The organism is Leucobacter chromiireducens (assembly GCF_003917135.1).
GTDB lineage: Bacteria > Actinomycetota > Actinomycetes > Actinomycetales > Microbacteriaceae > Leucobacter > Leucobacter chromiireducens_A.
Window position 1 is genome coordinate 1 of sequence record NZ_RPDI01000017.1, and the last position, 22,050, is coordinate 22,050.

19 protein-coding genes and 1 tRNA gene are annotated in these 22,050 nt (G+C 70.0%); 15 read left to right on the top strand and 5 right to left on the bottom strand.

The annotated features are described in order from the left end of the window. On the top strand, positions 1–530 hold a 530-nt coding region (locus tag EGM46_RS09320), incomplete at its 5' end, for a Maf family protein (protein WP_125099884.1). 35 nt (positions 531–565) lie between these two features. On the opposite strand, the gene EGM46_RS09325 is transcribed toward EGM46_RS09320, so the two are convergent. Then, positions 566–2,287, bottom strand: coding sequence for a PucR family transcriptional regulator (locus tag EGM46_RS09325; RefSeq protein ID WP_125099885.1), 1,722 nt, complete (start codon positions 2,285–2,287; stop codon positions 566–568). 174 nt (positions 2,288–2,461) lie between these two features. Here EGM46_RS09325 and EGM46_RS09330 point away from each other — a divergent pair, with 174 nt between their 5' ends. The 4 genes from EGM46_RS09330 (at position 2,462) to EGM46_RS09345 (ending at position 7,301) form a co-directional block, all read left to right on the top strand. Next, a complete protein-coding gene (locus tag EGM46_RS09330; protein ID WP_125099886.1) occupies positions 2,462–3,946 on the top strand; it encodes a CoA-acylating methylmalonate-semialdehyde dehydrogenase in 1,485 nt (494 codons plus the stop codon). A 24-nt stretch (positions 3,947–3,970) separates the two neighbouring features. Further along, entirely contained in the window at positions 3,971–5,359 is a 1,389-nt protein-coding gene (locus tag EGM46_RS09335; protein ID WP_125099887.1) for an aspartate aminotransferase family protein, read from the top strand. A gap of 164 nt (positions 5,360–5,523) precedes the next feature. Beyond that, the gene (locus EGM46_RS09340) at positions 5,524–5,949 is read left to right on the top strand and encodes a MarR family winged helix-turn-helix transcriptional regulator (protein WP_241156266.1); all 426 of its coding nucleotides are present in this window, start codon (positions 5,524–5,526) and stop codon (positions 5,947–5,949) included. Positions 5,950–6,074: 125 nt separating this feature from the next. Continuing rightward, the gene (locus EGM46_RS09345; protein WP_431194075.1) at positions 6,075–7,301 is read left to right on the top strand and encodes an MFS transporter; all 1,227 of its coding nucleotides are present in this window, start codon (positions 6,075–6,077) and stop codon (positions 7,299–7,301) included. Positions 7,302–7,383: 82 nt separating this feature from the next. On the opposite strand, the gene EGM46_RS09350 is transcribed toward EGM46_RS09345, so the two are convergent. The 3 genes from EGM46_RS09350 to EGM46_RS09360 all read right to left on the bottom strand — a co-directional run bounded on the left by EGM46_RS09350 (position 7,384) and on the right by EGM46_RS09360 (position 9,951). After that, positions 7,384–8,076: a CE1759 family FMN reductase gene (locus EGM46_RS09350; RefSeq protein ID WP_125099889.1), complete on the bottom strand. Its 693-nt coding sequence runs from the start codon at positions 8,074–8,076 to the stop codon at positions 7,384–7,386. Positions 8,077–8,269: 193 nt separating this feature from the next. Then, on the bottom strand, positions 8,270–8,722 hold the full coding sequence (locus EGM46_RS09355) for a MarR family winged helix-turn-helix transcriptional regulator (protein WP_125099890.1): 453 nt from the start codon (positions 8,720–8,722) through the stop codon (positions 8,270–8,272). Positions 8,723–8,766: 44 nt separating this feature from the next. Continuing rightward, positions 8,767–9,951: an LLM class flavin-dependent oxidoreductase gene (locus tag EGM46_RS09360; RefSeq protein WP_125099891.1), complete on the bottom strand. Its 1,185-nt coding sequence runs from the start codon at positions 9,949–9,951 to the stop codon at positions 8,767–8,769. Positions 9,952–10,096: 145 nt separating this feature from the next. Here EGM46_RS09360 and EGM46_RS09365 point away from each other — a divergent pair, with 145 nt between their 5' ends. The 3 genes from EGM46_RS09365 (at position 10,097) to EGM46_RS09375 (ending at position 13,998) form a co-directional block, all read left to right on the top strand. Next, positions 10,097–10,801, top strand: a complete 705-nt coding sequence (locus EGM46_RS09365) for an ATP-binding cassette domain-containing protein (RefSeq protein ID WP_241156267.1) — start codon at positions 10,097–10,099, stop codon at positions 10,799–10,801. Positions 10,802–10,835: 34 nt separating this feature from the next. Continuing rightward, positions 10,836–13,361 (top strand): YhgE/Pip family protein, encoded by a 2,526-nt coding sequence (locus EGM46_RS09370; protein WP_125099893.1) that lies wholly within the window; start codon positions 10,836–10,838, stop codon positions 13,359–13,361. A gap of 76 nt (positions 13,362–13,437) precedes the next feature. After that, positions 13,438–13,998, top strand: a complete 561-nt coding sequence (locus tag EGM46_RS09375; RefSeq protein WP_125099894.1) for a TetR/AcrR family transcriptional regulator — start codon at positions 13,438–13,440, stop codon at positions 13,996–13,998. Between the two features lie 78 nt (positions 13,999–14,076). Here EGM46_RS09375 and EGM46_RS09380 read toward each other — a convergent pair whose 3' ends face one another. After that, positions 14,077–15,279 carry a pyridoxal phosphate-dependent aminotransferase gene (locus EGM46_RS09380; protein WP_125099895.1) on the bottom strand — a complete coding sequence of 401 codons (1,203 nt, stop codon included), beginning with the start codon at positions 15,277–15,279 and terminating at the stop codon, positions 14,077–14,079. 172 nt (positions 15,280–15,451) lie between these two features. On the opposite strand from EGM46_RS09380, the gene EGM46_RS09385 reads away from it, so the two are divergent. The 7 genes from EGM46_RS09385 to EGM46_RS09415 all read left to right on the top strand — a co-directional run bounded on the left by EGM46_RS09385 (position 15,452) and on the right by EGM46_RS09415 (position 22,018). Beyond that, on the top strand, positions 15,452–17,827 hold the full coding sequence (locus EGM46_RS09385) for a chitobiase/beta-hexosaminidase C-terminal domain-containing protein (RefSeq protein WP_164512856.1): 2,376 nt from the start codon (positions 15,452–15,454) through the stop codon (positions 17,825–17,827). Between the two features lie 199 nt (positions 17,828–18,026). After that, positions 18,027–18,099, top strand: a tRNA-Trp gene (locus EGM46_RS09390). A gap of 53 nt (positions 18,100–18,152) precedes the next feature. Further along, complete coding sequence (gene secE / locus EGM46_RS09395) at positions 18,153–18,425, top strand: preprotein translocase subunit SecE (protein WP_125099897.1); 273 nt, start codon at positions 18,153–18,155, stop codon at positions 18,423–18,425. 61 nt (positions 18,426–18,486) lie between these two features. Then, the gene (nusG, locus tag EGM46_RS09400) at positions 18,487–19,308 is read left to right on the top strand and encodes a transcription termination/antitermination protein NusG (RefSeq protein ID WP_125099898.1); all 822 of its coding nucleotides are present in this window, start codon (positions 18,487–18,489) and stop codon (positions 19,306–19,308) included. Between the two features lie 297 nt (positions 19,309–19,605). After that, positions 19,606–20,034 carry a 50S ribosomal protein L11 gene (rplK, locus tag EGM46_RS09405; RefSeq protein ID WP_025134078.1) on the top strand — a complete coding sequence of 143 codons (429 nt, stop codon included), beginning with the start codon at positions 19,606–19,608 and terminating at the stop codon, positions 20,032–20,034. A gap of 11 nt (positions 20,035–20,045) precedes the next feature. Further along, a complete protein-coding gene (gene rplA / locus EGM46_RS09410) occupies positions 20,046–20,735 on the top strand; it encodes a 50S ribosomal protein L1 (protein WP_125099899.1) in 690 nt (229 codons plus the stop codon). Positions 20,736–20,899: 164 nt separating this feature from the next. Next, on the top strand, positions 20,900–22,018 hold the full coding sequence (locus EGM46_RS09415; RefSeq protein ID WP_125099900.1) for a serine/threonine-protein kinase: 1,119 nt from the start codon (positions 20,900–20,902) through the stop codon (positions 22,016–22,018). The last annotated feature ends 32 nt before the right edge of the window (positions 22,019–22,050 follow it).

The window sequence follows — 22,050 nt, forward strand, 5'->3', positions numbered from 1 at the left end:
ACCTGGGGCGGCTCAAAGCGGAGGACGTGGTGCGGCGGCACGGCGAAGACATCGCGGCGCTCGGCGGCGGCCTCGTGTTCGGCGGCGACTCGATGTTCCTGCTGGACGGCGAGATCCTGGGGAAGCCCCACGAGCCGGACGTCGCCCTCGCCCGCGCGCAGCACCACCGCGGCCGCACGGGCGTGCTGCACTCGGGGCACTGGCTGATTGACTGCACCAGCGGATCGGGATCGGGGCCGGGCGCCCCGGAGCTGCCGGCGGTGGGCGGCGTTGATACCGCGAGCGTGACCCTGTCCGCGGACCTCACCGACGAGGAGCTCGCGGCGTACGTGGCGACGGGCGAGCCGCTCGAACTCGCGGGAGGATTCGCGATCGACGGCCTCGCCGGCGCCTTCATCGAGCGCATCGAGGGCGCGCCGAGCTGCGTGATCGGGTTGTCGCTGCCGAAGCTGCGCGAGCTCGTGCGCGCGCTGGGCCACCCTTACCAGTCCCTCTGGACCCCCACCCCCGCCCCGAGCCAAGCCCAGTGAGAAGTGGCAAACCGACCCTTCAGCCGCGCGAAGGGTCAGTTTGCCACTTTTCGATCGGGGGGCCTGGGGTCGGGGGGCCGGGGGTCGGGGGCCTGGGGCCTGGGGCCCGGGGCGCGGGCGAGCAGCGCAACGGCGAGCGTGGCAATCGTGGTGCCGTCGGTGAGATCCACATCGAGGAGCTCCTCGATGAGCGCCAGCCGCTGGTAGAACACCGAGCGTGAGAGTCGCGCGCGCTGCGCCGCGAGCGAGCGATTCGTCGGGTGGTCGAGGTACGCGCGCAATACATCGATGAGGTCGCCGGCGTGGCCGGGGCCCGTCGCCGCGTCGTGCGCGAGGAGCGGGCCGAGCGTGCTCGCGGCGTACTCCTGCACCTCGGGCGCCGCCGACAGACCGCGCACCAGGTACGCGAGCGCCTGCAGTTCCGCCTGCTGCGCGGTGACCCGCCCGACGGACCCCGAGGGGCGGAGCTGGCCCGCCGCGCGCACGCGCTCCAGCGAGGTGATGAGCGCCCGCACGCCGCGGCTCGCTGCGCCGAGCGAGAGGTGCGCGCGCCACGGCGCCGGCGTGGTCGACGGGAGCAGCATGTCGAGCTCGCGCGCGAGCCGAGCGGCGAGCGGGGGAGCCGCCCCACCGGCGGGCGGGGCAACGCGCGGATCGCCGTGCGGGAAGGAGAGGAGCGCGATGAGTGCGGCGTTGCCGCCGGCTGCGCGATCGTCCGGCACGAGGATCACCCGCCCCTCCGGAGCGACGGCCCGGCGCAGCGCGGTCTCGAGCACGGCGCGCTCCAGGGACTCGTGCGCGCCGAAGTCGCCGGTGCCGCGCAGCGTCGCGCCGAGCAGCACGCGATCCGCAACGGGCAGCCCGGCGGCGGCGAGCTGGGTCGCGAGCTCGGTGTCGCGCCGGTAGCGGCCGCTCAGCAGCGTGTCGAAGAGCTGCTTCGAGCTCAGCTGCAGCCACGCCTCGCCGCTCGCGTCGGCGAGGCGGCCGAGCGCGAGCGCGAACGCGCCGAGTTCGAGCACGGTGCGCCTCCCGGCTGGGTGCTGCGGCCCAGGCAGCGCGGAGAGCCGCCCCCAGCGCTGCTCCTGCGCCTCAACGGTCACCCAGTCGGAGCCGGCGGGGAGCTCGGCGGCTGCGCCGCTCGCCCACGGGCGCAGCACCCGCTCGGGATCCCGGTCGGGCGCCGCCCACGCGACCACGTGCTCGGCGGAGTCCTCGAGCACGACGGGCGCGTCGAGCGTCTCCGAGAGCCGCTCGATCACGTAGTCGACGGGGCTGCGGTTCAGGCCGAGCTCGGTGAGCATCGTGTGCACTTCGGCGCGCGCCGACAGCGCCGCGGTCTGCGCGGCGAGCACGAGCTGGTGGATCCGCTGTGTGATCTGGACGAAGCGGACCTCGCGGTGGAGGGCGATGAGCGGGATCCCGCGCTGCTCGCAGACCGTGGCGAGTGCGTCGGGGGCGCTCGCGAAGTGCGTGCCGAGCTCGAACACGACGGCCGCGGGGTTCGCGCTGACGAGCTTCCGCGCGAGCTCGTCGAGCGCGTCGCGATCGGTCGGCCAGCCGGCGCCCGTGGTGAGGATCAGCTCGTCGCCGTCGAGCAGTTCGAGCGCGCCAGTGCCCGCAACGACGTGCGCCCAGCGGAGGCTGCGCCCGAGCCCGGCCGAGCCAGCGACGAGCTCGGGCTCGCTGGCCTGCAGCTCGGGCAGCGCGAGCACGTCGGACACCGTGATCGGGGCGAAGTCTGGAGTGGGATTCTGCATCTCATACACATTGTACGGAATTGACCGGATTCCGCGATGCTTTGTCGGTCGTGTTGCGATCCACGCCCTGTCACACTGGTGTCAGCGGGGCAGTATGCCCCGAACACATTGCCCGGAATGACCCGGACAGTGCGCACGATCACCACGAATCACAGGAGAGAGAGGGCGAGCGGCATGGCACGCATTCCCCACGTCATTGGCGGCGAAAAGGTCGACGCAGGCGAGCGGTACCAGGCGGTATTCAACCCCGCGACGGGCGAGCAGCAGCACGAGCTGGGCATCGCCTCGGTCGAGACCGTCGAGCAGGCCATTGCGGCAGCTCAGGCCGCATTGCCGATGTGGCGCAAGACGAGCCTCACGAAGCGTGCCGACGTCTTCTTCAACCTGCGTCAGCTGCTGAAGCAGCGCACCCCGGAGCTCGCGGCGATCGTCACGAGCGAGCACGGCAAGGTGCTCTCGGACGCCGCGGGTGAGATCGCGCGCGGCCTCGAGAACGTCGAGTTCGCCTCGGGTCTCCTGCACCTCCTCAAGGGTGAGCGTGACGAGCAGGTCTCCACCGGCGTCGACGTGCACTCGGTGAAGCAGCCGGTCGGCGTCGTCGCGGCGATCACCCCCTTCAACTTCCCCGTGATGGTGCCCCTCTGGATGATCGCCTCGGCGATCGCGTGCGGCAACACGGTCGTCCTGAAGCCCTCCGAGCGCGATCCCTCCGCCTCGGTGTTCATCGCGGATCTCTTCCGCGAGGCCGGCCTGCCCGACGGCGTGCTCAACGTCGTGCACGGCGACAAGGTCGCCGTCGACACGCTGCTCGACAGCCCGACGGTCAAGGCGATCAGCTTCGTCGGCTCGACCCCCATCGCGAAGTACATCTACGAGCGCGCGGCTGCCAACGGCAAGCGCGTGCAGGCGCTCGGCGGCGCGAAGAACCACATGATCGTGATGCCCGACGCTGACCTCAACATGTCGGCCGACGCCGCGGTCTCCGCCGCGTACGGCTCGGCTGGCGAGCGCTGCATGGCCGTCTCGGTCGTCGTCGCCGTCGGCAACACGGGTGACGAGCTCGTGCAGAAGATCGCCGACCGCATGAAGGACCTCAAGATCGGCGACGGCACGGATCCCGCTTCGGAGATGGGCCCGCTCATCACGAAGGAGGCCAAGGAGCGCGTCGAGTCCTACGTCGCGGGCGCTGCGGCTGAGGGCGCGACGGTCGTCGTCGACGGCCGTGAGACCCAGTTCGAGGGCAACGGCTTCTTCACCGGCGTCTCGCTCATCGATCACGTGAAGACCGACTCGAAGGTGTACCGCGAGGAGATCTTCGGACCCGTGCTCGCGGTCGTGCGCGTCGACACCTACGAGGAGGGCGTCACGCTGATCAACGAGCACCAGTTCGGCAACGGAACCGCGATCTTCACCCGCGACGGTGGCCTCGCGCGCCAGTTCGAGTTCGAGGTTGAGGCCGGCATGGTGGGCATCAACGTGCCGATCCCCGTTCCCGTCGGCTCGTTCTCCTTCGGCGGCTGGAAGGACTCGCTCTTCGGCGACGCCCACATCTACGGCCCCGAGTCGGTGCACTTCTACACCCGCTCCAAGGTCGTCACCACCCGCTGGCCGAACCCGGACCAGTCGAAGGTCGACCTCGGCTTCCCGAGCAACAGCTAATTCGGAATCGAAGGAGACTGAGTCATGGCTGACTACATCGACCTGAACGGCGCCGAGCAGCAGTTCGGCGACACCGAGGCGCAGCGCGAGGTGCGCGCGAACGACCGCCAGTACGTCTTCCACTCGTGGTCGGCGCAGGGGGCCATCAACCCGCTGCCCATCGCGAAGGGCGAGGGCGTGCGCTTCTGGGACTACGACGGGACCGAGTACCTCGACTTCTCGTCGCAGCTCGTGAACCTGAACCTGGGGCACCAGCACCCGGGGCTCGTGCGCGCGATTCAGGAGCAGGCGGGCCGTCTTGCGACGATCCAGCCCGCGCTGGCCAACGACGTGCGCGGCGAGCTCGCGAAGCGCATCGTCGAGCACTCCTTCGAGGGTGCGCGCTCGGTGTTCTTTACGAACGGCGGGGCGGACGCGATCGAGTACGCGGTGCGCATGGCGCGCCACCACACCGGCCGTCAGAAGGTGCTCTCGCGCTACCGCTCGTACCACGGCTCCACCGGCACCGCGATCACCCTCACGGGTGAGCCCCGCCGGTGGGCGAACGGCACGCTCGACGCGGGCGTCGTCCACTTCATTGGGCCGTACGCGTACCGCTCGGCGTTCTACGCTGAGACCCCCGAGCAGGAGTCGGAGCGCGCGCTCGCGCACCTGCGCCAGACCATCGAGCTTGAGGGCCCCGGCACGATCGCCGCGATCATTCTCGAGTCCGTGACCGGAACGAACGGCATCCTCGTGCCGCCGCCCGGCTACCTCGAGGGCGTGCGTGCGCTGTGCGACGAGTTCGGCATCGTCATGGTGTGCGACGAGGTCATGGCCGGCTTCGGCCGCACGGGCCACTGGTTCGCCTTCCAGGCGTTCGGCGTGAACCCCGATCTCGTGACCTTCGCGAAGGGGGTCAACTCGGGCTACGTGCCGCTCGGCGGCGTGGTGATCAGCGAGGCGATCCACAACACGTTCGACCAGAAGTCGTTCCCCGGCGGGCTCACCTACTCGGGCCACCCGCTCGCCTGCGCCGCCGGCGTCGCCACCTTCGACATCTTCGAGGAGGAGGGGATCCTGGAGCGCGTGCGCGATCTGGGCGAGCGCGTCGTGCGTCCCCGCCTCGAGGCGATGGCGGCGAAGCACCCCTCGGTCGGCGAGGTGCGCGGCACCGGCCTCTTCTGGGCGATCGAGCTCGTGAAGAACGGCGAGACGCGCGAGCCGCTCGTGCCCTTCAACGCGGCGGGCGAGGCTGCGGCCCCGTTCAACGCGGTGGTTGCGGCGTGCAAGTCGGCTGGCCTCTGGCCGTTCGCAGCTGGCAACCGCCTGCAGGTCGCGCCCCCGCTCGTCATCTCCGAGGAAGATCTCATCGCGGGCCTCGAGATCATCGACGCGGCGCTCGACGTCGCTGACGGCTACGTCACGGCGTAGTCGCTGCACCACCGAAAGGCCGGATCCCAGTGGGATCCGGCCTTTCAGTGTTTCCGGGAGCCAGAACCCGCTGGTGCATAGCGTACCTATGTATGTGAGTGGTATGATCTCATGTTATGACTGGAAAAGTGCCTGAGACTGCATCGCAGAAAGATCGGACTGCGGTGGATCTCCTCCTGGCAACGAGCCGCTTCACGCGAACGCTCGGCCGCGTGCCCGGCGTGCACCACTCCACCGTCGCCTGGCGTGTGCTCGGTGAGGTGAGTCGCACCCCCAGCCGGATCAGTGCGCTCGCCCAGCAGCAGCGCGTCGCGCAGCCCACCATGACGTCGCTCGTGCAGCGCCTCGAGGGGGAGGGGTGGCTCACGCGTGCGCCGGACCCCGAGGACGGGCGGGCCACCCTCGTCGCCGCAACCGACGCGGGCCGTGCTGCACTCGCCGACTACCGCGAGACCGCGGCAGCCGCGGTGGACCCCCACCTCGCCAGGCTCACCGACTTCGATCGTGCCACCCTGCTGCGCGCCGCCGAGCTCCTCCACCAGCTCAGCGACCACATCGACGCTGCCACCGGCGACGCGGCCAGGGCATAGCGTGCAGCGATCCCCATCTCGACCCATCCACGCCCGCGAAGGAGACTCCCACGTCCACTGACACCGCACCCCAGACCGCGCAGGCTGCAGCGCCGCGCCCCTCGATCCTGAAGCAGCCCACCGCGGTGTGGGCCATCGCGTTCGCCTGCGCCGTGTCCTTCATGGGCATCGGGCTCGTCGACCCGATCCTCCCCGCGATCAGCCGGGAGCTCGGGGCCACCCCGAGCGAGACGATGCTGCTCTTCACGAGCTACCTGTTCATCACGGGCATCGCGATGTTCTTCACCAGCTGGGTGTCGAGCCGCATCGGGGTGAAGCGCACGTTGCTCGCCGGGCTGGTGCTGGTGGTCCTCTTCGCCGCGCTCGCCGGGGCGGCGAACTCCGTCGACGCGATCATCGGCTTCCGCGCCGGCTGGGGCCTCGGGAACGCGCTCTTCATCTCGACCGCGCTCGCCGCCATCGTCGGCGCGGCTGCTGGCGGTGCGCGCCAGGCTATCGTGCTCTACGAGGCGGCGCTCGGGATCGGGCTCGCGACCGGGCCGCTGATCGGCGGCGCGCTCGGCTCCGTGTCGTGGCGCGGCCCGTTCTTCGGCACGGCGACACTCATGGCCATCGCGCTGCTCGCGATCCTGATCCTGCTGCGCAGCCCGCGCCCCGTCGCCGGTGACTCAGCCGCAGCACCCGCGAAGGTGTCGATCCTCGCGAGCTTCCGCGCGCTGCGCACGCCGGCGCTCCTCGCGCTCTCGCTCGTGGCGCTCTGCTACAACTTCGGGTTCTTCATGCTGCTGGCCTACAGCCCCTACCCGCTCGAAGCCGCAGCGCACGCGAGCGGCAGCGAGTTCGGGGCGAGCGAGCTCGGCCTCGTGTTCTTCGGGTGGGGGCTCGCGCTCGCGATCACCTCGGTGCTCATTGCCCCGGCGCTCACGCGCCGGCTCGGCCTCCGCCCCGTGCTCTTCGCCATGCTCGGCGGGCTGACGGTCTGCCTGATCCTGCTCGGCGTGCTCATCGACTCCGTGCCCGGGCTCGTCACCGTGATCGTCGTCAGTGGGCTCCTGCTCGGCGTGATGAACACGGCGCTCACGGAAGCGGTGATGGAGGCCACCGAGCTGCCGCGCAACGTCGCCTCGTCGACGTACTCGGGCGTGCGTTTCATGGGCGGCGCGATCGCTCCAGCCGTCGCGGGCCCGCTCGCCGCCGCCCTCGGTGCCCCGGTGCCGTACTACGTCGGCGCGGCTGCGGTGCTGCTCGCCATCGTCGCGCTGCTGATCGGTGGGCGCGCGCTCGCGCACATCGGCCGCCCGCACGAGACGGCGGCGGGGGAGGCCGCGGCGATCTCGGTGGGCGACGCGTAGGAGGGGGCGCGCGGGGCTGGTGGGCTGGTGTGCCAGCTGCCAGCCCGCTGGCTGGGCAGCCCGCAGGACTATCGCCCCCGGTCTACCGCCCGCCCGTCGCGAGGCGCATGAGGTCGGAGTCGAGGTTGATGCCGAACTCCGTGCCGCCCGCGCTGCCGAAGGAGTGCTGGTACGCGCCCCAGGTCTCGTCGCGCACGGCGTCCCGGAAGCCGCCCACCACGAGCGCGACGAGCTCGGCCGCTGCGCGCTCGATGCGCGTGCCGAAGTCGCTGTGGTTCCAGTCGTCGGGTGCCGCGAAGAGCCCGGTCGGCACGGTGACCGTGCGGAGGTAGGCGAAGAGGCCGCGCAGCTGGTCGTCGACCACGAGGGCGTGGCGCGCGCTGCCAGCGGTCGCGGCGAGCACGACGGGGGTGCCGATCAGGAGATCGTTGTCGAGCACCTGGAAGAAGCTCGTGAACAGTCCGCTCGCGCCGGCCTTGTAGACCGGGGTCGAGGCGACGATCGCGTCGGCGTCGCGCATGATGTCGCTCGCCTCCTGGAGGGCTGGGGAGATGTGCTGCGACACCATCGCGGTCGTCACGTCGGCGGCGAGGGCGCGCAGGTCAACCATGCGGATCTGCGCCTCGACGCCGTGGCGTGCGGCGAGGGTCGCGGCCTTGTCGGCGACGCGGCGGGCGAGCATGGTGGTGGTGGACGGGTCGCTTGTTCCGGCGCTGACCACCGCGATGCTCACGGTGCGCGTTGGGGTGCTCCCGCCGTCGAGGGGTGCGTTCATGATGGGGTGTTCCCTTCCAAGAGTGTGGTGTGGTGCGGCCCGGGGCCCTGCCCCTGCCCCCGGGCCTGCCCAGGCCCCGGATCGGGGTCACTTAGGCAGGGTGTCGAGCGTGGAACGGGGCCGACACCCTGCCCAACTGACCCGAATCCACTGAGGCGGGGAGGCCGAGGCGGCGGGGCAGAGCGGGGACGGGCTACGCCGCGGGCGGCGCGACGAGCTTCCGCGCGAGGCGGGTGAGCTCGTGCATCTCGTCGGTGGAGAGCCGGGATCCCACCTCGCGGGCGACGCTCTTCGCGTGTGCCCGGCCGATCTCGCGCTGCACGCGCGCGCCCTCCGCGGTGAGCGAGACGCGCACCGCGCGGCCGTCGCGTTCGTCGGCGGCGCGTGCGAGGAGCCCGCGTGTGGTGAGCCGGTCGATCATGCGCGAGAGCGCTGGCTGGCTGAGCAGCACGGCGCTCTGGATCTCACAGATGCGCATGGGGGCGCCGTGCTTGGCGAGCGTGTAGAGCACGTCGTACTCGCGCACGCTCGCCTCGCCCCAGATGTGTTCAGCCCCGAAGGTGCCCATGAGGGTGGCGTGAGCGGTCATCAGCGCCTCCCACGACTCGTTGCTGAGCCGAATGTCAGCGCGCTTCGCGGTGCTCATGGGCGTTCCTTTCGGATGTCATGCTGGCAGGGTGCTGGCGGGCGTTAGAGCCCGAATGAGGCGCCGGGCTTGGCCGCCGAATCCTGGTAGGGCGAGCCGCCCGTCACGTTGTCGCCGCGGTTGGCGTTCGGTCGGGGCTGGCGGGGCGCCTCGTCGCCGTACTTGGCCTTGACCAGGCTTTCGTGGCTCGGCGACTCGGGCACCTCTGGGTCTCGGCGCGCGGCCATTTCCGCGCGGAGCACGGGGATGACCTCGGAGCCCAGCATATCGAGCTGCTCGAGCACCGTCTTGAGCGGCAGGCCAGCGTGGTCGACGAGGAACATCTGCCGCTGGTAGTCGCCGAAGGTCTCACGGAACGTGAGCGTCTTGTCGATGACCTCCTGCGGGCTGCCGACGGTGAGCGGGGTCTGCTGCGTGAAGTCCTCCATGCGCGGGCCGTGGCCGTAGACGGGGGCCTCGTTGAAGTACGGGCGGAACTGCGCGACGGCGTCCTGCGACTTCTTCGCGATGAATGCCTGGCCGCCGAGGCCGACGATCGCCTGCTTCTGCGTGCCGTGGCCGTAGTGCTCGAAGCGCTCGCGGTAGAACTTCACGAGGCGCAGGAAGTGCTCGGACGGCGCGAACAGGTGGTTCGCGAAGAAACCGTCGCCGTAGTACGCGGCCTGCTCGGCGATCTCCGGGGTGCGGATGGAGCCGTGCCACACGAACGGCGGCACGTCGTCGAGCGGGCGGGGCGTCGAGGTGAAGCCCTGCAGCGGGGTGCGGAAGTTGCCCTCGTAATCGACGACGTCCTCGCGCCACAGGCGGTGCAGCAGGTTGTAGTTCTCGAGCGCGAGCGGCAGTGCCGAGCGGATGTCTTTGCCGAACCAGGGGTACACGGGCGCGGTGTTGCCGCGGCCGAGCATGAGGTCCATGCGACCCTTCGCGAGGTGCTGCAGCATCGCGTACTCCTCGGCGATGCGCACCGGGTCGTTCGTGGTGATGAGCGTGGTGCTCGTCGAGAGCTTCAGCGTCTTCGTCTGCGCCGCGATGTACGCGAGGAACGTGGTGGGGCTCGACGAGAAGAAGGGTGGGTTGTGGTGCTCGCCGATTGCGAAGACGTCGAGGCCGACTTCCTCAGCGTGGACGGCGATCTTCGCGAGCCCGTCGATGCGTTCCGCCTCACTGGGCGTGTAGTCGGCCACCGGGTCGCGCGTGACGTCGCTGACCGAGAAGATCCCAAATTCCATGATGCGTGCCTCCGTTTATATGCGCTTGCATGTAAATGTAACACGGGCAATCCGGATCTATTCCCCACTTCATTTGACGATTCGCCCCGCATTGTTTTAGACTGACTAGTCAGTTTAAGAAATCAGCGAAGGATCAAGGATCACCGTGACCACACTGCACGCCGCGCCCAGCTCAGCGCCCAGCCCCATCAGCGCCGCCCGCGCGCCCGTCGTCGCGCTGAGCGGGGCACTGGTGCGCGGCGAGCACGGCCCCGTGTTCGGCCCGCTCACCGCGACGAGCGAGCGGCCCATCACCGCGATCGTTGGCACGCGCGGCAGCGGGCGCACCTCGCTGCTGCTCAGCATCGCCGGGCGTATGCGCCTGCACGAGGGCACGCTCAACACCCTCGGCACGGCGAAGCTCGGCGAGATCCGCCGCCGCACCGGCATCGCCGGCTTCGAGGCGATCGACGCGCTCGAGCCGCAGGTCACCGTGAGCGACATCCTCCGCGAGCGGCTCTCCTGGGCGCTGCCGTGGTACCGCCGCGTGCCGCGCATCACGCAGGAGCTCGCGGCGGATCTGCTCGAACCGGCGTTCGGGGCCACCTCACTGATCCCGATCGAGACGCTGGTGCGCGATCTCACCCCGGCCGCCGAGCAGCTGCTGCGCATCGGTCTCGCGCTCCTGGAGGAGCCCGAGCTGCTCGTGCTTGACGACTTCGATGCCCTGCGCGACCCCGCAGATCGGGATCTCGTCGCCGAGCGCCTCAGCGCCCTCGCCGGGCGCGGCGTCCGCACCGTGTTCGCGACGAGCGACCCGGGCGACGTCGAGCGATTCGCCGCGCTCGAACCGGCCGTGATCGCGCTCTAATCCCACCGACACTCACACAAAGAAGACGAAAGACATGTCACTGTTCACACGCGGCACCGAGCTGCAACGTTTCCGCAGGGGAACCCTGCCCAAGATCTCCCTGGTCGTGCTGCTGGTCATCCCGCTCATCTACGGCGCGCTGTACCTGTGGGCGTTCTGGGCCCCGACCGACAACATGGACAAGCTGCCCGTCGCGGTCGTCAACCTGGACGAGCCGGCCGAGCAGCCGGGCGGTGAGACGCTCACGGCGGGCGACGACGTGCTCGAAGAGCTGCAATCAGGGAAGGATCTCGACTGGCAGCCACTGGGCGCCGCTGACGCGGCGAGCGCGGTGGCCGACGGCGACGTGTATTTCTCCGTGACGATCCCGAAGGACTTCTCGCGCACGCTTGCCGGGCTGCAGGACGACCCGAAGGCCGGCACGCTCGAGGTGCAGTACAATGACAACAACTCCTTCCTCGCCTCGACGCTCGGGAAGCAGGCCATGGTGCAGCTGCGCGACGCGGTTGCCGAGACGACCACGCAGACCGCCGCGGAGCAGGTGCTCGTCGGCGTCGAGAAGCTGAGTGACGGCACGCGCGACGCGGCGGCCGCCGCCGACACCCTCGAGTCGGGCACGAAGCAGGTGTCCTCTGGCACGCAGAAGCTGAGCGTCGGGCTCGGGGAACTGGCCGACGGCACCGCGCAGATCGTGGCGAAGTCGCCAGAGCTCGTCGACGGCACGCAGCGACTGGCCGGTGGCCTCGACACCGCACGCGCCGGGAGCGCGAAGCTGGCCGACGGGAGCGCGAAGCTCGCGGCGGGCGCCGGCGAAGCCGCCGACAAGTCCGGGCAGCTGCGCGATGGCCTCGGCCAGCTCAGCGAAGGCGCCGGGGCACTCGCCGGCGGCAGCGCCGCGGTGACCGAGGGCAGCGGCAAGCTCGCCCAGGGTGCAGGGGCGCTGCACTCGGGGGCGAGCGACCTCTCACAGGGCATGCAGCAGTTGAGCGCCGGCACCGTAACGCTGAACACCAAGGTCGGCGAGCTCGCGGCGGGCGCGGACGCGCTCTCCGCCGGTGTGGGGGACCTCGCCGCCGGCACCGCCAACGCGGCACAGGGCGCGGCAAGCCTCTCCGAGAACGCGGGTGCGCTCTCGGGCGGCGCGGCTCAGGTGTCCCAGGGCACCGCCGCGATCGCGAGTTTCGCTGCCGCCAATCCTGCGGCCACCATCGCGGAGCTCGAAGCCGCGCTTGCGGCGAACGGCACCTCGCTTTCCGCGGTCTCCGCGGGCGCGCAGCAGCTGGCTGGGGGCGCCCAGCAGCTCGCGGGCGGGGCGGATCAGCTGTCGAGCGGGATCGCTGCAGCGAACGCGGGAGCGCAGACGCTCGCCACGAAGTCGGGTGAACTCGCTGGCGGCACGCACCAGCTGGCAGACAAGACCGGCGAGCTGCAGAGCAGCGCGGCGAAGCTCGCCGACGGCTCGAACACCGTCGCGTCCGGGCTCGGCTCGCTGAGTTCGAAGGCCAGCGAACTGAACGCCGGCGCGGCGAAGGTGTCGTCGGGGGCTGGCACGCTCGCCGAGAAGTCGACGGTCGCGCGCGACGGCAGCGGGCAGCTGGCTGCCGGCCTCGGCACGCTCGCCGGGGGAACGCGCGACGCCGCGGCCGGCAGCTCAGCGCTCGCGGCAGGCGTCGGAACCGCCGCCGACGGCGCGAACCAGCTCGCCGCGGGCGCTGGCCAGCTCGCCGACGGGGCGACGAAGCTGAATGACGGCGCGCAGGAGGCGAGCGCGAAGTCGGGGGAACTCGCGACGGGCGCCAAGAAGGTCACCGACGGCGCGGACACGTTCGCGTCGAAGCTCGCCGACGGCGCCGAGGAGGCGCCGGAGTTCAGCGCCGGGCAGACCGCGAAGATCGCCGAGACCATGGCGAAGCCGGTCGCGCTCGACGAGCACACGGAGAACGCGGTGCAGGGCTTCGGCGAGGGCTTCGCCCCGTTCTTCATCGCCCTGGCTTCGTTCGTCGGCGCGCTGATCACGTGGCTGATCCTGCGCCCGCTGCCCAGGCGCCCGCTCGCCTCGAACGTGTCCGGGCTGCGCTCGGTGCTCGCCGGCTTCTGGCCGGCCGCGCTGATCGCCGTTGGCCAGGTGGTCATCATGATGCTGGTGCTCGTGTACGGGATCGGCATGCGGCCAACGCACTGGGTGGGCATGGCGGCGTTCATGCTGCTCGTCACGCTCGCGTTCCTGGCGCTGCAGCAGATGTTCATTGCACTGCTCGGCACGGCTGCGGGACGCGTCGTGAGCCTCGTGCTCCTGATGCTCCAGCTCTCCTCCTCCGGCGGCACCTACCCGGTGGAGACGACGCCGCAGTTCTTCCAGATCCTGCACCCGTTCATGCCGGCCTCCTACGTGGTCGATGGGCTGCGGCAGCTGATCGGTGGCGGCATCGACGGGCGTTTCTGGGTGGCGCTCGGGGTGATGACGGCGGTGCTGCTCGGCTCGCTCGCCATCAGCGCGGTGGCCGCGCGTCGCCAGAAGGTGTGGACGGTCTCGCGGCTCCACCCGGCGCTCGCGATCTAGGTCGGTGCGGCGCGGGCGAGTTGGCTCGCGCCGCGCCGGATCCCGCACGAATCGCGCAGTAGGGGAAGATAGAGGCATGGCACGCGTCAACACCAAACAGCTCATCACCGAGGCCGCGGTGCGCGTCGCCGCGCAGCACGGGATCAGCGGCGCGTCCATGGACCAGATCGCCGAGGCCGCCGGGGTGGCCAAGGGGAGCCTGTACTACAACTTCGCGTCGAAGGACGCGATCTTTGAGGAAGTGATTCGCGTGGGCTTCGAGAAGCTCGCGGCGGCGATCGACGGGGCCCGAGCGGCTGTCGCTCCGGCCGACGCCCCGCGCGCCGTCGCCGCGGCGACGCTCGAAACGCTGCGCGGCAACCTCGACCTCGCGAAGCTCATGGCGTCCGAGGTGTTTCGCACGGATCGGCCGTGGGCCGACACCATGGCGCTCGCGCGCGGATCGGTGACCGTGCGGTTCCGCGACGTGCTGCGCGCGGCGCGCGAGGCGAACGGCGATCCCCGCTCAGCGGAGACCACCGAGACGGCGGGCGCCGCGTTCTTCGGGGCCCTCGCTGGCGCCTGCCTCGACTGGCTGCTGTTCCGTGAGGACCAGCCCGTGGAGCTCGTGCTCGACCAGGTGCTCGAGGCGTTCTAGCCGCGGCGGCCCCCGCAAACGTCGCGCGGCGGCGGCTCCCAGTGGGAACCGCCGCCGCGCGTCGGTGTTCGGTGCGTACTACTCAGACAGCAGCGCCTGGATGCGCTGCACGCCCTCCAGGATCGCGTCGTCGCCGAGCGCGTAGCTGAAACGCAGGTAGCCGGACGGGCCGAACGCCTCGCCTGGCACCGCTGCGACCTCGGCGTGCTCGAGGATGAGGTCAGCGAGCTCGAGCGAGGTGGTCGGAGTGACGCCGCGGACGGGCTTGCCGAGCGCCGCGGTGACGTCCACGTACGCGTAGAACGCGCCCTCGGGGGTGGGGCAGGTGAAGCCCGGAACCTTGTTCAGCTCGCTCACGATGAGCTTGCGGCGGCGATCGAACGCGAGACGCATCTCCTCGATCGGCTCCTGCGGGCCCGTGAGCGCCGCGATGGCCGCGCGCTGCGCGATGTTGTTGATGTTCGACGTGAGGTGCGACTGCAGGTTCGCTGCGCCCTTGATGACGTCGGCGGGGCCGAGCATCCAGCCGAGGCGCCAGCCCGTCATCGCGTAGGTCTTCGCGACGCCGTTGACGAGGATCGCGCGGTCCTGCAGCGCGGGGGTCGCCTCGACGATCGACACGGCGCGCACGCCGTCGTAGGTGAGGTTCTGGTAGATCTCGTCGGCGATCACCCAGAGGCCGTTCGCGTCCGCCCAGTCGCCGATCGCCTTCGTCTCCTCCGGCGTGTACACCGCGCCGGTGGGGTTCGACGGCGAGACGAAGAGCAGCACCTTCGTGCGCTCGGTGCGCGCGGCCTCGAGCTGCGCGACGGTCACCTTGTAGCCCTGATCCGAGCCGGCGAACACCTCGACGGGAACGCCGTCGGCCAGCTGGATCGCCTCGGGGTACGTGGTCCAGTACGGTGCGGGGAGGAGCACCTCGTCACCCGGATCGAGGAGCGCCTGGAACGCCTGGTAGACGGCCTGCTTGCCGCCGTTCGTGACGATCACCTGTGCGGGATCGATCGCCCACCCGGAATCGCGCGCGGTCTTTGCGGCGATGGCCTGCTTCAGCTCGGGCAGGCCGGCTGCCGCGGTGTAGCGGAAATTCTTGGGGTCTTCGAGCGCGGCGCGTGCGGCATCAACGATGTGCTGCGGCGTCGCGAAATCGGGCTCACCGGCGGCGTAGCTGATGACGGGCCGGCCCTCGGCCTGGAGGGCCTTCGCCTTGGCGTCGACTTTGAGCGTGGCGGACTCGGCGATAGCGCCGAGCTTCTTTGACAGACGAGAGTTGGTGGTCACGAGGCCAGTCTAAGACGTGCGGGCGTGCGGCGGGGAATGCGCGCGAGTCGACGGGTGAATCCGGAGTGAAGCAGTGTTCATGCAGCTTTCACACCGAGGCCAAAGCGCCGTCATCCTGTATCGACAACTTGGGTTCAGATGTGCCTATCTCGGGCACCGAGGAGAGGAATCCATGTCGAAGAGAAGGATCGCTGCGCTGGCGTTGAGCGGCGTCGCACTGCTCGGCGCGCAGGCGGCGCTACCCGCGCCGGTCGCGGCCAACGCGGTGGTGAGCGGCGACGTCGCCCCGCCCGTGTCAAGCCACGAGAGCGGCCGCTACGTCGGCACGCAGTCCGTCACCCTGACGGCGGCGGCCGGCACCGAGGTTCGATTCACGCTCGACGGCACGCATCCCACGCGCGACAGTGCGCTCGCGAGCGGGCCGATCCAGATCGAGCGGACCGCGAATCTCACGGCCGTCGCCTTCACGGAGCGCGCGGAGAGTCGCCCAATGATTCGCGGGATCCTTGTCAAGACAGCCGAGGAGCCGCTTGCGCAGTTCGCCGTGATGAGCGACATTCACCTCTCTACGGGGACGGGCCCTGCGATGGCGAAGTGGGACGGCTATTTCGACACGCTCCGGCGGATCGCGCCGAGCCCGGATGCGCTCATCTCCAACGGCGACCAGATCAACGACAATTACTTCAACTCGGCGGCGGACCACCAGTACCCCCGCGCGATGCTGGAGCGCAACCTCGCGCGCACGGGCATGACGGACACGCGGGTGATGATGTCGTTCGGCAACCACGACGACTACGTGACGCGCATGGCCGAGCAGTATCCGGAGGAGTGGTTCCCGGGAACCACGGGCTACTACGAGTCGAAGATCGGCGAGTTTCCCGCGTTTGTCGTGAACACGGAGGCGTGGAACAGTACCCAGGCGAGCTGGCTCTCGGGACGGCTCGGCGCGCTGAGCGCGGATCCGGCGACGCAGGGCCAGCCCGTGTTCGTGTTCGGGCACCGGCCCATTCCCGCAACGGTGTGGGACGGGGCGCAGGCCTCGAACGGCGGCTTGAAATCGACCCTGAGCGCTTTCCCGCAGGTGGTCTACTTCTCCGGGCACTCGCACCTGAACATCACCGATGAGCGTTCGATCCACCAGCAGGACTTCACCTCCGTGAACGAGGGCTCCATGTCCTACGGGGAGAACGACGGGAAGTTCCAGGCCTTCGGTTCGGGGCTCGCCCGCGATGCCACGATCCCCACCGCGCAGTCTGTGGTCGTCGATGTGTACGGCGACCGGATCGAGATCGACCGGATCAACTACGCCGCAGACCCCGGCCGCACGTACACCGACGACGGGACGTGGGCGTTCCAGGAGAATCCGCCGTTCGCGTCCTCCGGCTCACTCGCCGGCCCGAGCTGGGTGATCGCGCGCGGCGCGACGCCAGCCGAGACGAAGGGGCAGTTCACCTACACGCAGGCGAACCGCAACCGGGTCGCGCCGGGCTGGGGCGAGCCGCAGCCGACCGTGCGCCAGACCGCGGACGGCCCCGTGCTGCGCCTCCCGCAGGCCGGGGATGATCAGTTCACCGCCGAGTACACGCTCACCGTCACCGACGTGCAGACCGGGCAGGTGACCGATCTGGTGCCGGCAAATGGGCGCATCTATTCCGACTACGTCGTCGCGCCGAAGCCGGCAGTGCTCGACATTCCGCTCGCCGTGCGCGCGGGGAATCGGGTGGGGCAGCCGATTGATCGGGCGCTCACGATCGGGCGGGAGTACGAGGCGACGCTCGTCGCCTACGACTCGTACCAAAACCAGAGCGCTCCGCGCAGCTTCCGCTTCGTCGCCGGGGCGCTGGATGAGGCCGCGCACGCTGCCGCGAACGAACGGGCGGACGCCGCGATCGCTCGGGTCGAGCGGGTGCTTGGGGTGGTGACCCCGGCGCAGGACGCGGACTTCGGGGTAGTGATCGCCGATGTGCCTGCGGCGGAGGCCGCCGTGGCGGAGCTGCGCGCCCAGCAGGCGAGCGAGGCGGCGACGCAGGACGAGGTGGACGCGCTCGCCTGGGCCATTGCGGACGGGACGGCGGCGCTCGAGCAGCGGCTGGTCACCGTCGATCGCGGCGCCCTGACCGCGGCGATTGCGGAGGTGGAGACCGCGCTCGGGGTCACGCGCATGGCCTCCGCGGACCCCGCGAGCGCTGAGCGTGCGCTCCGCGCTGAGCTCGCCGCGGCGATGGAGCTTCGTGACACCCTCAACGTGTCGCAGACGCAGCTCGACACGGCCACGGAGGAATTGCGTGCGGCGCATGCAGCCTGGCGCGACGCCGGCGAAACCGAGCAGCCGGGCACCGGGGAGCCGGGGAAGCCAGCGGAACCGGGGAATCCAGACGGGTCCGGGGTCGCCGGGCCGGGCGGCGGGAGTGCCAGTGGCGGGGCCGCAGCAGGGGAGCAGCTCGCGCAGACCGGCGCGGCCGGGCTGCCAGTGCTCGCGGCCGCTGGGGTGCTGCTCGTCGCCGGCGCGGCAGCGCTCGGGCTTCGCCGCCGCGCGAAGCGCGCGTAGGCGCCGATGCACGGCATGGCTCCGGCGCCCGCTCGCCGGAGCCATGCCAGCCCAGCGCGACATTCCGGCTGGCGCGTCCCAGTTCGACAAACGCGCCCGGGATCCCGTAAGGTAGTCCTCGGTAGTTGACTTCTGCCATACTTTCCTATGCCTGAAGGTATTCCCTCACAGGCGTGGAAGTTCTGAAGTCAGTTTCCATAGGGCGGTGGCTCAATTGGTAGAGCAGCGGTCTCCAAAACCGCAGGTTGCAGGTTCGAGTCCTGTCCGCCCTGCCGCACCCGTTCGGCGCTCCGGCGCCGAACGGGTCTATTGAAAGGAACGGCGAGTGAGCACCAGTGAAGTCGAGGAGAGCGGCGGCGTTGTCGACCGCGCGACCAGCGACCGCGCTGCAAAGCGCAACTGGTTCAGCCGGATCGTGCTCTTCATCCAGCAGGTCATCGCCGAGCTGAAGAAGGTCGTCACCCCGACCCGCAAGGAGCTCATCAACTACACCCTCGTGGTGATCGCGTTCGTCGTGATCATGATGGCGCTGGTGTGGGCCCTCGACAAGGTATTCAGCTTCATCACCGTCTTTATCTTCGGGACGCCGCTCGGATAGTCGCGCACGGCGCGCTACTCCCAGCCCCGAATTCAGTCAGTACAGAAAGCAAGAGCAGCAGATGACGAGCGAGACGAGCAACACTCCAGAGGCCGACCTCGACGCGGCCCTCGATGCGCTGGCGCACACCGCGGACCCCGTCGTCGACGCAGCGGTTGAGGACGCCCTCGACATCGATTCCGTCGAGGAGGCAGAGGCAGCAGCCTCCGCGATCGTCGACGAGGAGACCGAGGACGGTGCAGCGGCGGACGCCGAGGCGGAAACCGCTGAGGATCCCTACAAGGCCTTCAAAAAGGACCTGCGTCGTCGCCCGGGCAAGTGGTTTGTGATCCACACCTACGCCGGCTACGAGCGCAAGGTGAAGTCGAACCTGTGGAACCGTCGCGAGACGATGGGTGCGGTCGACGACATCTACGAGATCCAGGTCCCCATGGAAGAGGTCATGGAGGTCAAGAACGGCCAGCGCAAGATGGTGACGCGCGTGCGCATCCCCGGCTACGTGCTCGTTCGCATGAACCTCACCGAGACCACCTGGTCGGTTGTTCGCCACACGCCGGGTGTGACCGGCTTCGTCGGCAACGCGCACAACCCGGTTCCGCTGCGCATCAACGAGGCCTTCGAGATGCTGAAGAGCACCGTCGAGCTCGAGCCCGCTGCGACCGCCAAGGGCAAGGCTGCCGCCAACGCCGCGGCGCAGGGCAACGTCGAGATCGACTTCGAGGTCGGCGAGACGATCACGATCAAGTCCGGCTCCTTCGAGGGGCTGCCCGGCACGATCAGCGAGATCAACCCGGCGGCCGGCAAGCTCACCGTGCTCGTGTCGCTGTTCGAGCGCGAGACTCCGGTGGAGCTCGGCTTCGACCAGGTCACCAAGATGGTCTAACCGGACTCCCGGTTTCGAGAGGGCCCCGTGCTTCGGCGCGGGGCCCTCTCTGCGTTCGCCCCCCGTCCCGCCCCACGCCCCGGCCGGATCGGGGTCACTTGGGCAGGGTGTCGAGGCCCATCCCGCGCCGACACCCTGCCCGAGTGACCCCGATCCGCAGCGGGGGGCGCGGGATGCGGAGCGCGCCGATGTGGGGTACGATTGTGAAGTTGTGCGTTCGCGCACGACCGCACCGCGTCCGGATCGGCCGGATCTGCGGGAGAGCGGGGAGACCCGCTCGAAGGAAAGGAAACAATCATGGCAAAGGCCAAGAAGGTTACCGGTCTGATTAAGCTTCAGATCGCTGCCGGCGCCGCCAACCCGGCACCCCCCGTGGGTCCCGCGCTGGGTCAGCACGGCGTCAACATCATGGAATTCTGCAAGGCGTACAACGCTGCAACGGAGTCCCAGCGCGGCAACATCGTCCCGGTGGAGATCACCGTGTACGAGGACCGCTCGTTCACCTTCGTCCTGAAGACCCCGCCCGCCGCTGAGCTCCTGAAGAAGGCTGCTGGCGTGCAGAAGGGCTCCGGCACCCCGCACACCGTCAAGGTGGCAAAGGTGACGGCTGAGCAGGTTCGCCAGATCGCCGAGCAGAAGCAGGCCGATCTCAACGCGAACGACCTCGACGCTGCGTCGAAGATCATCGCGGGCACCGCTCGCTCCATGGGCATCACGGTCGAGTAAGGGTACTGAAGATGGCACAGAAGTCGAAGGCGTACCGCGCCGCTGCCGAGAAGATCCAGGCAGACAAGTTCTACGCTCCCGCCGAGGCAGTCGCCCTGGCGAAGGAGACCGGTTCCGCAAAGACCGACTCGACCGTTGAGGTCGCAGTCAAGCTCGGCGTGGATCCCCGCAAGGCAGACCAGATGGTGCGCGGCACCGTCAGCCTGCCCCACGGCACGGGCAAGACCGCCCGCGTCATCGTGTTCGCGGTTGGCCCCGCGGCCGAGGCAGCGATCGCTGCTGGCGCCGACGAGGTCGGTGGCGACGAGCTGATCGAGAAGGTGGCCGCTGGCTACACCGACTTCGATTCGGCCGTGTCGACCCCCGAGCTCATGGGCAAGGTTGGCCGCCTCGGTAAGGTGCTGGGTCCCCGTGGCCTCATGCCCAACCCGAAGACCGGCACCGTCACCCCGGACCCGGCGAAGGCCGTGACCGACATCAAGGGCGGCAAGATCGAGTTCCGCGTCGACAAGCACGCAAACGTGCACTTCATCGTCGGCAAGGCCTCCTTCACGGCTGAGCAGCTCTCGGACAACATCACGTCCGTGCTCGACGAGATCTCGCGTCTCAAGCCGTCGTCGGCCAAGGGCAAGTACGTGATCAAGGGCGCCGTCTCGACGACCTTCGGTCCCGGCATCCCGCTCGACGTTTCGGGTCTCTAAACCCGCGCGTTCGCCGGTGCGCTCGCGCCGGCGCCGACACGATCCCCTCGCTCCACGGAGCGGGGGGATCGCGTCGTTTGGGAGCGCCACAGCGCGATCTCCTATCATGGGAGCATGCAGCCCAGCCACGCGTCGTGCCCCCGGTTCGGGGCCGGGGGATAGCTGTGGCGACTCAGCGTGTGGCGTCCCACCCGGCGATCCCGGGGTTCAGCTACGTGCGCCCGCTCGGCTCAGGCGGATTCGCGCAGGTGTACTTGTACGAGCAGGACTTTCCGCGCCGCGAGGTCGCGGTGAAGGTGCTCGATGCCGCCCCGCAGCAGCGCGCGGCGTTCGAGCGCGAGGCCGACGCGATGGCCGCGCTGAGCAGCCACCCGTCGATCGTGTCGATCTTTCAGGCTGGCATTTCGCTCGCCGGTCAGCCCTTCCTCGTGATGGAGTACTGCCCGGCGTCCCTCGGCGCACTCACGAAGCGCAATCCCGCGCAGCTGCGCGATGTCCTCGACGCCGGGGTGCGGCTCGCCGGCGCGCTGGAGACGGCGCACCGCGCCGGAGTGCTGCACCGCGACATCAAGCCGGCGAACGTGCTGCTCACCTCGCTCGGCAAGCCGGCGCTGTCGGACTTCGGCATCGCGGGCGGCCACGCCGTCCTCGAGAACGGCGCGCTGGCCGGCCCCGTACCGGCCGATGAGGCTGCGATGTCGATTCCCTGGTCGGCGCCCGAGGTGGTGCGACTCGAGACGCGCGGCAGCGTCGCCACCGAGGTGTGGGCGCTCGGCGCAACGCTGTTCTCGTTCGCGGCGGGCGTTTCGCCGTTCGAGGAGGCGTCGCGGGAGCGCAACACGCGCTCGCTGCTCATCGAGCGGATCGTGCGCGGCTCCGTGCGGCCGATCCCCGGTGCGCAGGGCTACGGGCCGTTCGATGCGGTGCTCGCGCGCGCGATGCGCCGAACGCCCGACGACCGCTTCGCCTCCATGGCCGAGTTCGGCGCCGCGCTCCAGGACGTGCAGCGCGGCTACGGCTTCGACGTCACCCCGCTTGAGGTGGTCGCCGAGGCGTGGACCCCGCAGACGGGCGCGGTGCCCGTCGGGGTGCGCGGACCCGTGGTGTCCGAGCTTCCGGGCCGCACGACGCGCGCGGAGCTCCGCGCGGTCGACTCCGACGGGGTGATCGTCGAGCGGCCGCGGTCTGCGCGGCGTGCCGCACTGATCGGAGCCGGCATCGCGCTCGCCGGCGTCGCCGTGGTTGGCGCGACGCTGTGGGCCGTGTGGGGCGGTGGCGGGTGACCCCCACGCAGCGGGGGTGGCAGACACGTACG